Origin of the sequence: Bradyrhizobium sp. Leo170 (assembly GCF_004296405.1) — a bacterium.
Classification (GTDB): Bacteria; Pseudomonadota; Alphaproteobacteria; order Rhizobiales; family Xanthobacteraceae; genus Bradyrhizobium.
This window is the reverse complement of sequence record NZ_PSRR01000092.1, coordinates 18,034-27,039: the sequence shown is the minus strand read 5'-3', so window position 1 is coordinate 27,039 and position 9,006 is coordinate 18,034. Positions and strand designations below refer to the sequence as shown.

Genomic DNA, 9,006 nt, shown 5'->3' with positions numbered 1-9,006 from the left:
TGTGATAGACCACTAGGTGATTTCCCTTATGAAAGCGGCTTCACGCGCACGCGTGCTTATCGTCATGTTAGAATCATTCCAATCAACGGTGGCCTTCGCCGTCCTCGCGCGCGCAAATTCGAACAATTCAAAATTTCGGAGGTGGAATTGCACCGTTCGCCTCGTGTTTAAGTGTTGGTCGCCGCGCGCCATGAAGCTCGCGGCCAACAAGATTATTGGGGCGTAGAGAAACATGATGAGAGTATCGCAGGCGAGGCTTCGGCTATTTGCCTCGGCTAGCTATGTCGCGTTCTGTCTGTCCATCGGCGCAGCGGACGCACAGGCGCAGACAGCACCGAGCCAAGGGGGAGCATCCTCTCTGCCTGCAGTTACAGTCGACCCGCCAGAGACGCGACGACGTCCTGGGTCGCCGGCCGCGCGCACGTCCACGAACGCAGGACGGACGCGGCGGACACAAGCCGCACGCCGGAACGAAACGGCACCGGCCACAAACCCGCCCCCAGCGCCCAGTTTCGGCCCGAGCCAGGATGCCCGCACCGGCACGGTCGGCGTCTATGCCAACAGCACGTCGGTCGCCACGAAGACGAACACACCTTTGATCGACATCCCGCAGTCCGTCAGCGTCCTGACCAAGGAGTTCATCCAGGACCAAGGCTTTCAGACCCTGACGGATGTGACGCGATATGTGCCGGGGGTCGCGATCCACCAGGGCGAAGGCAATCGCGACGAGCTTGTCATTCGCGGCGTGGACTCCAGCGCGAACTTTTATGTCAATGGCTTCCGCGACGACGTGCAGTATTTCCGCGACCTCTACAACGCCCAGAGCGTCGAGGTGCTGAAAGGGCCGAGCGCACTGACCTTCGGACGTGGTGCCGGCGGCGGTCTCGTGAACCGGACGCTGAAGGAGGCAGACGGCACGAGAATTTACCAAGCGACGGCGCAGACCGGCTCCTACAACGACAGGCGCGTGTCGCTCGATGCGGGACAAGCCGTGAACGAGAACGTCGCCGTACGGCTGAACACCTTCTACGAGAACAGCAATACGTTCCGCGACTATGGTCACTTCGAGCGATACGGCTTCAATCCGACCGTGACGCTGAAGCCGACCGACGACACAAAGATCAAGCTGAGCTACGAATACTACCACGATGAGCGTCTTGCGGATCGCGGTAACCCGTCGCTCGGCATTCCAGGCGGCGCCACGCGCTTCAACCCGACGGTACCGTTCGCGCCCAATGGCGATCTGACGACGTTCTACGGCAGCCCAATCTACAACCAAGCAAGGGTTGACGTGCAGACCGGCATTGCCGTGATCGAGCATGATTTCGGCAACGGACTGACGGCAAAGAACTCCACGCTCTACGCCGACTACAACCGTGGCTATCGCAACGTCTATCCCGGTGGCACGGGCGGCGGTCCAGGCGGCGGCGCGGTGACGCCGGATCTTACACAGGTGTCGCTCAACGCGTACCAGAACGACACCCCCCGCGAGAACGTCTTCAACCAAACCGATTTCGTGTACAAGACGGCGACGGGACCAGTCTTTCATACCGTCGCGTTCGGCACCGAATTTGGTCGAGAGACCGGCCTGTCCAGGCGCGACTCCGGCATCTTCCCCAACAACGGGAACAGGGCTTTCGACGTCGTCAATCCATTCAACCCGACTTATTTCGGACCGGTGCTGTTCACCCACCTTCCGAGCGACGCCAACAGCAAATACCGGCTGAATATCGCCTCAGGCTATGTGCAAGACCAGATCGAGGCGACCCGCTGGCTGCAATTCTTCCTCGGCGCCCGCTACGACAGCTTTGACCTGTCGGCGGTCGATTTCAATACCAACATCAACCGCAGCAGGGTCGACGAGAAGGTCTCTCCGCGCGTTGCGATTATCGTGAAGCCAATCGACAACCTTTCCGTCTACACCGCCTACAGCACCTCCTTTTTGCCCGCGTCCGGAGACCAGTTCAGCGCGCTGAGCCCGGGGACACTGATCTTGCAGCCGCAGAAATTCGAGAACACCGAGGTCGGGGTCAAATGGAACATCCAGCCCAAGCTGCTGTTCACGGCGGCCCTGTATGAACTCAATCGTACGAATGTGCCGATTGCCGATCCCAACAACCCTGGCTTCTTCTTCGCCAACGGCGCCAACCAGATCCGCGGTTTCGAGACTGCGGTCACGGGTTACGTAACGCCCGATTGGCAAACAGTTTTCGGCTACGCTTATACCGACGCGCGCGTCACCAGCGCGACTTCGTCAACGATCGTGCCCGGCAATCGCGTGCAGCTCGTGCCCTTCAATCAGTTCGCCTGGTGGAACAAGTATCAGATCGATCAGCGATGGGCTGCTTCTCTCGGTATCATTTACTTCTCGGATTCCTTTGCCTCGTCCGACGATACTGTGCGGCTGCCGGGCTTCTGGCGTTTTGATGCCGGCCTGTTTGCAAAGATCGACGAGACATGGAGCGCTCAGCTCAATGTCGAGAACATCTTCAACACGGGCTACTGGGCGACCGCCGACGGCAACAACAATATCTCGCCGGGCCAGGGTCGCACGATCCGCGTGCTGGCGCGGGCGAGGTTTTAGGTTCGCTGCCGGTCGCATCGTGTTCACAGCCGGAATCCCGGCCGCGCCGCATAGCGGTCGGCCGGGGTGTGCACGGCTCCTGTGCAACGCACACACGTTTGTACCAGCGAATCGGCGGGGCGTTGTGATAATATTGGCCCACAATCACGAGGAGTATCCAGATGCCCGAAGCGGAGATTGGCTGGATTGCAGCAATCATAATTGGTGGCTTGGCTGGTTGGTTCGCCGAGATGTTCATGAAGTCCGGCACCGGCATTCTGATGAACATCATCCTTGGTATCGTTGGCGCCGCGTTGGCAAACTGGCTGCTCGGCCTGTTTGGCGTCGCTCTCGGCGGATGGATCGGCTACTTGATCGCCGGATTCATCGGCGCCTGCATCATCATCTTCCTGTGGCGGGCGATCCGGGGCCGCACTGTTTAGACGCCTGGGCTTCGGTTCTGGTTGAATCAGAACCGAGTTCTGGATTCGTCTTTTGACGCGTTTCCTTCACGCGAACGGGCATCCACTTCGCTCGAAAGCGCTCCAGCTCTGCATCTGAACAACTAAAAATCGTTCTACGCGGCACTTAAGGGAGGATTTCGTGGAGCAGATTCTTATCAATCTGGTGGCGGGTGCGATCGGCGGAAACGCGGCCGGAAAGGCGTCCCAGAACTTTGATTTGGGCACGCTGGGCAACACGATCGCCGGCCTCGTCGGCGGCGGCGTTCTCGGTCAGATCATCACGCTCGTATGGCCGGCGATCGCCACATCGATCCAGAGCGGGAATTTCGACATTGGGTCAATCATTGCCCAGGTGGTCGGTGGCGGCGCAGGTGGTGCGATCCTCACGGCCATCGTCGGAGCGATCAAGAACCGGTCCTAGAGCATGATCCGGAAAAGTGGAAACCGGTTTTCCGAAAAGATCATGCTCAAATAAAGAGATCTCAGGCCGACGACGAAGGCGCGCTATTCTTCTGGCGACAGACGGACAATCTGGCGCCCGCCATTCATCACCTTGAGATTGTTGACGTACTCCTCAGGACGCTGCCAGCGGTGAGGTACTTTCAATCCCATGAAGCTTGCGATTTCGCCGATGAAGCCAGTGCAATTGAATGTTTCCGCGTTCCAGACCGGTGAATCCGCCTGCAACTTCTTGATGTATGCGAAAACCCGTTTTGCGTCCGCCTCATTCAGGTAAACCCGATAGCTCGCGGTCAGGTAGTCCGGATCAAGATCGCCATAGCTTGCCCCGGTCTCGGACGGCACCACCGTCAAATGACCGAGTATATAGGCAAAGGTTTCTCCCGCTGGGGTCAGGCCCGCGACGTCAACTGCCCGCTCGCTTGTCTTTCCATACCAGACGAAAGCATGTCCCCAACTCGCCGCCGTTCTGGCTCTGAAGTCGACGTAATACGGGCCCATTGCGGCGCTAGACGCCGACTTTCGTGTCGACCGTGGCGCCGGTTGCGATTCAACGGCCGCGTCACTGGAAACAAGCGCATTCGCATTGGCGGTGCGCTTGTAGGCCTCCCGTTTCTGGGAAGTGGCGCGTTCCGAGCTGGCGCGAGCGTCAGCTTCCTGAGCGGAAGCCGATTGGACTGTGGCCGGGAGCAAAACAGCGAGAGTTAATCCCGCAAGTAAGCATCGTCCTGATCTCGTCAGGCTGTTTACCACGCTTTGCCCCCTTAACCGTCGACGATAAAGCTCAGATTGAACGAGCCGAGTCAGTATCGCGTCAGTAGCGCGGCGCGACAATAGGCGTCTTGCCGACGGGAGTCTTCCCGACCGGGGTCTTGCCAATCGGCATCTTGCCGATGGGAGCCGCCGGATAGGCGGGCACGGGCTCTCGGCGCGGAAGGTCGGCCGCGCTGGCGGCGGTCACCAGAGCAAAGGTTGCGCCTACTGCAATCACGATTTTCTTCACGGTACTTCTCCCCAACTTAGAAAGAACCAGGCGGTAACCTGCGCTCCTCCCGACCATGCACGGCGGAATGCGACCTCAGTGCGGCAGATCGAACCCGTTGGAGCAATTGGTCCACAGTGCGGCACATATGACACACCCCTGATGCCATTCTCACGTGGGCAAGGCGCGGTTGCGACATTCACGTAACGGTGAACGTGACGATTGGAGGGATTTCTGATCATTGGGTGCCTCCAGATGAATGGAGGTTCGGAATGCCCCCCTATGCGGTCCTCGCGCTCGCTATTGTTGTCGAAGTTGTCGCAACGAGCGCGATGAAGGCATCCGCGGGATTTACCAGGCTCGGCCCTTCTCTGTTGGTGGTAGCAGGCTACGCTGTCGCCTTCGTGTTGCTCGCCAAAACCCTTGATCGCATACCGCTCGGCATCGCCTACGCTTTTGGGCAGGCGGCGGTATCGTACTGGTCGCGCTCATTGCGTGGGCGATCTACGGACAGCGCCCCGACTTTGCGGGCTTCGTCGGGATGGGCCTGATCGTGGCGGGCGTCCTGGTTCTGAACCTTCTGTCCAAGACATCCGTCCACTGACCGGCTAGAGCATATTCGGTTCTGATTGAATCAGAACCGAAGCTCTCCATTCTTTTTTTGACGCGTTTTCTTCACGCGAACCGGTACCCACTTCGCTCGAAAACGCTCTAGGAGCGTAGAACCTCTACACTTCGAGCCATTCCTTGCGAACGGCTTCGTTGGCCCTGAGCTCGTCGGGCGTGCCTTCGAACACGATGCGGCCATGGCCCATGATGTAGACCCGGTGCGAAATCCTGAGCGCGATGGACAGCTTTTGCTCGACCAGCAGGATAGCAACGCCCGCCTTCGCGATATGAGCGATCAGGTCACCGACCTGCTGTACGATCAGCGGGGCCAGTCCTTCCGTGGGCTCATCGATCATGATGAGCTCGGGGTCGCCCATCAGCGTCCGGCAGGTGGTCAGCATCTGCTTCTCGCCGCCAGAGAGCACGCCGGCGGGCGTATCGGCGCGCGCCGCGAGGTTGGGGAACATGTCGAGCATGTCCTGCAGCCGCCATTTGCCGGGCCGACGCGTGTTCTTGATGCCGAGGAGGAGATTCTGACGGACTGTGAGGCCGGGGAAGATGTCGCGGTGCTCCGGCACATAGCCGAGGCCTAAGCGCGCGATCTTGTGGCTCGGCAGCCCGGCGATCTCCTGCCCCTTGAAGCGAATCGTCCCCTGAGGCGGCACCTCGCCCATGATCGCCTTGACCGTAGTGGAGCGGCCGACACCGTTGCGGCCAAGCAGGCTCACTACTTCGCCAGCCGAGATGGAAAGGTCGACCCCCTGGAGGATATGGCTCTTGCCGTAATAGGCGTGCAGATCCCTGACCTCGAGCATCAATGCGCCTCTTCGCCGAGATAGGCTTCCTTGACCTTCGGGTTGGCCCGGATCTCCTCGGGCGTGCCGGAGGCGATGATATGGCCGTAGACCAGCACCGAGATGCGGTCGGCAAGACCGAACACCACACTCATATCGTGTTCGACGATCACGAGCGTACGCCCTTCGGTGAGGCGACGGATCAGGGCGACGGCGCGTTCGGTCTCCGCGTGGCTCATGCCCGCGGTCGGCTCGTCCAGCATGATGACGTTGGCGCCGCCTGCGATGGTGATGCCGATCTCGAGTTCGCGCTGCTCGGCATAGGTGAGAAGCCCTGCCGGCACATCGCGACGGTGGCTCAGGTGGATGTCCTCGAGGATCTCGGCGGTGCGTCGCCGCACCTCCGGCAGGTCGTCCACGTTCTTCCAGAACGCATAGCGATGGCCGGTGGCCCAAAGCACGGCGCAGCGAACATTCTCCCACACCGTCATGCGGGCGAACACGTTGGTCACCTGGAACGAACGCGACAGGCCGCGCCGATTGATCTCGAACGGCCGCAGTCCCGAGATCACATCGCCATTCAGCCGGATCTCACCCGAACTCGGGCTGAGATAGCCGCTGATCAGGTTGAATGTCGTGGACTTGCCGGCGCCGTTGGGACCGATGATGGCGTGGCGCTCACCCTGCGCGATACTCAGGTTGAGGTCCTGGATGATGCTCACATTGCCGAAGTGCTTTTCGACGGCACGAACTTCGATGGCTGGCGTCACGCGAGATACCCCCGGTCACGGGCGATGCTGGCGGCACGGTCCCAGGCCTCGGCGATGCGCCGCCAGGTGATACGGGCGACGATGAAGCCGCCGACCACAAGGACGGCCGCTATGCCCCAGGTCGTGGGCGCAGTGGTGTTAAAGGGGATGCCGAGAAGCTTGACGATGTTGCCTTCGCCGCCGGTGACCGTGTAGCGCGCCACCGTCTCGATCGACAGGATGACACCGCAGGCCAGCGCCAGCGTCGGGAGTGTGGCGACCAGATAGGACGGGATCACCAAGCCGAGCGTCCTGGCGCGGATCAGTGGCCGGTGCATCATCAGAAGGCCGGCGATGCCGCCCGGGGCGAACATCACGATACCGATGAAGATGATGCCGAAATAGAGCTGCCACACGCTGGTCACGCTGGTCAGCCCGAGTTGCAGATAGGTCACGAGGATCGCGCCCAGGATCGGACCGAAGAAGTAGGAGGCGCCGCCGATGAAGGTCGCGAACAGCACCATGCCGGACTGCACCGCGCCGAGATAGGCGGAGTTCGCGATCTCGAAATTGATGGCGGCGAGACCGCCTGCGATGCCGGCAAAGAAGCCGGCAAAGCAGTAGGCGAGATAGCGGACGACGTGAGGATCGTAGCCGATGAACTCGACCCGCCCGGGATTGTCGCGGACCGCGTTGCAGATGCGCCCCAGCGGCGTGCGGGTGAGCGCGTACATCGCCATCGCCGAGACCAGCACCCAGAATGCGATCAGATAATAGACCTGGATTTGCGGGCCGAAGGTCCAGCCGAAGATATGCGGCAGTGCCGTGCGATCGGTGCTGATCCCGGATTCGCCGCCGAAGACGCTGCGCAGGATCAGCGACGAGGATGCGACCAGTTCGCCGATCCCGAGCGAGATCATCGCGAACACCGTGCCGGCGCGCCGCGTCATCACCCAGCCGATCAGGAGCGCCAAGCCAAGGCCGCCGATGCCGCCGACCAGCGGAATCACAGGGAGCGGGATCGGCCATCCATGCGACGTGACTGCATTCATCATATGGACGGCGGCAAAGCCGCCGAGGCCGTAATGAACCGCATGGCCGAACGACAATAGCCCGGTCTCGCCAAGCAGAATGTTGTAGGACAGCGCGAAGATGATCGCGATGCCGATCAGGCTGAAGGAGGTGAGCGAGCCGCCCGAGGAGAAGATCAAGGGCAATACGACGAGCGCGATCGCAGCGACCACCCACAGCCCGTAGAAGCGCAGGTTTTGGCCGGATGGCTTCGCGGCGACATCAGACGCAGAGGTGACGGTGCTGGTCATGTTTCGCGCGTCCCGAGAAGGCCCATGGGACGGACGATCAGGATGACCACCAGCAGCACATAGGGCAGAACCGGCGCGATCTGGGCGATCGTGACATTCCAGATATCGGTGAGGACCGAAGGCCCGATGCTTGGATCCAGCGGCCCGAACGCGCTGGCGAGCGAACCATTCAGCGCAACCGCAAAGGTCTGCACCAGCCCGGTGAAGAGCGAGGCGATGAATGCGCCCGGCAACGAGCCGAGCCCGCCGAATACGATGACGACGAAGAGGATGGGGCCGAGCAAGGCGGCCATGTCCGATTGCGTCACCAGCGCCGGACCGGCGATGACGCCGGCAAGACCGGCAAGCGCGCTGCCGACGCCGAACACCAGCATGAAAATGCGCCCGACATTATGGCCGAGATGCCCAACCATGTGGGGATGCGTCAGCGCCGCCTGCACGATGAGTCCGACCCTGGTGCGCTTGAGCGCAACCAAGAGCGCGACGAAGATCAACACCGAGATCGCCAGCATGAAAATCTTGTAGGCGGGATAGTTGGTCGAGAAAATCGTGAAGGCCGGAAAGTCGAGCGCCGCCGGCACCCGATAGTCCACCGGGCTCTTGCCCCAGATCATCGAGACGATTTCTTCGATGGCGAAGGCGAGCCCGAACGTCAAAAGCAATTCGGCGACATGTCCGTGCTTGTGGGTGTTGCGCAGGCCGTAACGCTCGACCGCCATGCCGACCGCGCCCACAAGCAGTGGCGCCAGCACCAGCGCAGGCCAGAACCCGATCCACTTCGTGAGCTGGTAGCCGAAGAACGCGCCCAGCATGTAAAAGCTGGCGTGGGCGAAATTCAGCACGCCCATCATGCTGAAGATCACCGTCAGTCCGCTGGACAACAGGAACAACAGCATCCCGAACAGGACGCCATTGAGCGTGGAAATCACGATCAGCTCAAGCACGGTTCATCCATTAGAGCGTGATGCTCTTAGATTCTTACCTCTCCCGCTTGCGGGGGAGGCGTAGGCCGCCTTCAGGCGGCCGTTCTTAGAAGGACGTCGAAGCAAAGCTTCTGCTATGGC

General features: G+C 60.8%; 9 protein-coding genes and 1 pseudogene. 4 read left to right on the top strand and 6 right to left on the bottom strand.

The window, feature by feature from the left end; genetic code table 11:
* Positions 1 to 595: 595 nt before the first annotated feature.
* The 3 genes from CWO89_RS17630 (at position 596) to CWO89_RS17620 (ending at position 3,448) form a co-directional block, all read left to right on the top strand.
* Positions 596 to 2,584 carry a TonB-dependent receptor gene (locus CWO89_RS17630; protein WP_245476350.1) on the top strand — a complete coding sequence of 663 codons (1,989 nt, stop codon included), beginning with the start codon at positions 596 to 598 and terminating at the stop codon, positions 2,582 to 2,584.
* A gap of 161 nt (positions 2,585 to 2,745) precedes the next feature.
* A complete protein-coding gene (locus CWO89_RS17625; RefSeq protein ID WP_130580031.1) occupies positions 2,746 to 3,006 on the top strand; it encodes a GlsB/YeaQ/YmgE family stress response membrane protein in 261 nt (86 codons plus the stop codon).
* Positions 3,007 to 3,166: 160 nt separating this feature from the next.
* Positions 3,167 to 3,448, top strand: coding sequence for a hypothetical protein (locus tag CWO89_RS17620; protein ID WP_130580030.1), 282 nt, complete (start codon positions 3,167 to 3,169; stop codon positions 3,446 to 3,448).
* 83 nt (positions 3,449 to 3,531) lie between these two features.
* On the opposite strand, the gene CWO89_RS17615 is transcribed toward CWO89_RS17620, so the two are convergent.
* Both CWO89_RS17615 and CWO89_RS17610 read right to left on the bottom strand, forming a co-directional pair.
* Positions 3,532 to 4,239, bottom strand: coding sequence for a hypothetical protein (locus tag CWO89_RS17615; protein ID WP_130580029.1), 708 nt, complete (start codon positions 4,237 to 4,239; stop codon positions 3,532 to 3,534).
* A gap of 61 nt (positions 4,240 to 4,300) precedes the next feature.
* Positions 4,301 to 4,489, bottom strand: a complete 189-nt coding sequence (locus CWO89_RS17610) for a hypothetical protein (RefSeq protein WP_130580028.1) — start codon at positions 4,487 to 4,489, stop codon at positions 4,301 to 4,303.
* Positions 4,490 to 4,740: 251 nt separating this feature from the next.
* On the opposite strand from CWO89_RS17610, the pseudogene CWO89_RS17605 reads away from it, so the two are divergent.
* A pseudogene (locus tag CWO89_RS17605) lies at positions 4,741 to 5,072 on the top strand (SMR family transporter).
* Positions 5,073 to 5,196: 124 nt separating this feature from the next.
* Here CWO89_RS17605 and CWO89_RS17600 read toward each other — a convergent pair.
* Genes CWO89_RS17600 through CWO89_RS17585 form a run of 4 tightly spaced genes read right to left on the bottom strand, consistent with a single transcriptional unit; the run spans position 5,197 to position 8,886 of the window.
* Positions 5,197 to 5,892 carry an ABC transporter ATP-binding protein gene (locus tag CWO89_RS17600; protein ID WP_130580027.1) on the bottom strand — a complete coding sequence of 232 codons (696 nt, stop codon included), beginning with the start codon at positions 5,890 to 5,892 and terminating at the stop codon, positions 5,197 to 5,199.
* On the bottom strand, positions 5,892 to 6,641 hold the full coding sequence (locus tag CWO89_RS17595) for an ABC transporter ATP-binding protein (protein WP_130580026.1): 750 nt from the start codon (positions 6,639 to 6,641) through the stop codon (positions 5,892 to 5,894). Before CWO89_RS17595 ends, CWO89_RS17600 begins: the two co-directional genes overlap by 1 nt.
* Positions 6,638 to 7,942 (bottom strand): branched-chain amino acid ABC transporter permease, encoded by a 1,305-nt coding sequence (locus CWO89_RS17590; protein WP_130580025.1) that lies wholly within the window; start codon positions 7,940 to 7,942, stop codon positions 6,638 to 6,640. Before CWO89_RS17590 ends, CWO89_RS17595 begins: the two co-directional genes overlap by 4 nt.
* Positions 7,939 to 8,886, bottom strand: coding sequence for a branched-chain amino acid ABC transporter permease (locus CWO89_RS17585; protein WP_130580024.1), 948 nt, complete (start codon positions 8,884 to 8,886; stop codon positions 7,939 to 7,941). Before CWO89_RS17585 ends, CWO89_RS17590 begins: the two co-directional genes overlap by 4 nt.
* Positions 8,887 to 9,006: the final 120 nt, after the last annotated feature.

Bases quoted from the DNA above. Each gene is read 5' to 3' on its own strand.
- CWO89_RS17625 (WP_130580031.1), top strand. From the start codon at position 2,746: ATGCCCGAAGCGGAGATTGGCTGGATTGCAGCAATCATAATTGGTGGC.
- CWO89_RS17600 (WP_130580027.1), bottom strand. From the start codon at position 5,892: ATGCTCGAGGTCAGGGATCTGCACGCCTATTACGGCAAGAGCCATATC.
- CWO89_RS17590 (WP_130580025.1), bottom strand. From the start codon at position 7,942: ATGACCAGCACCGTCACCTCTGCGTCTGATGTCGCCGCGAAGCCATCC.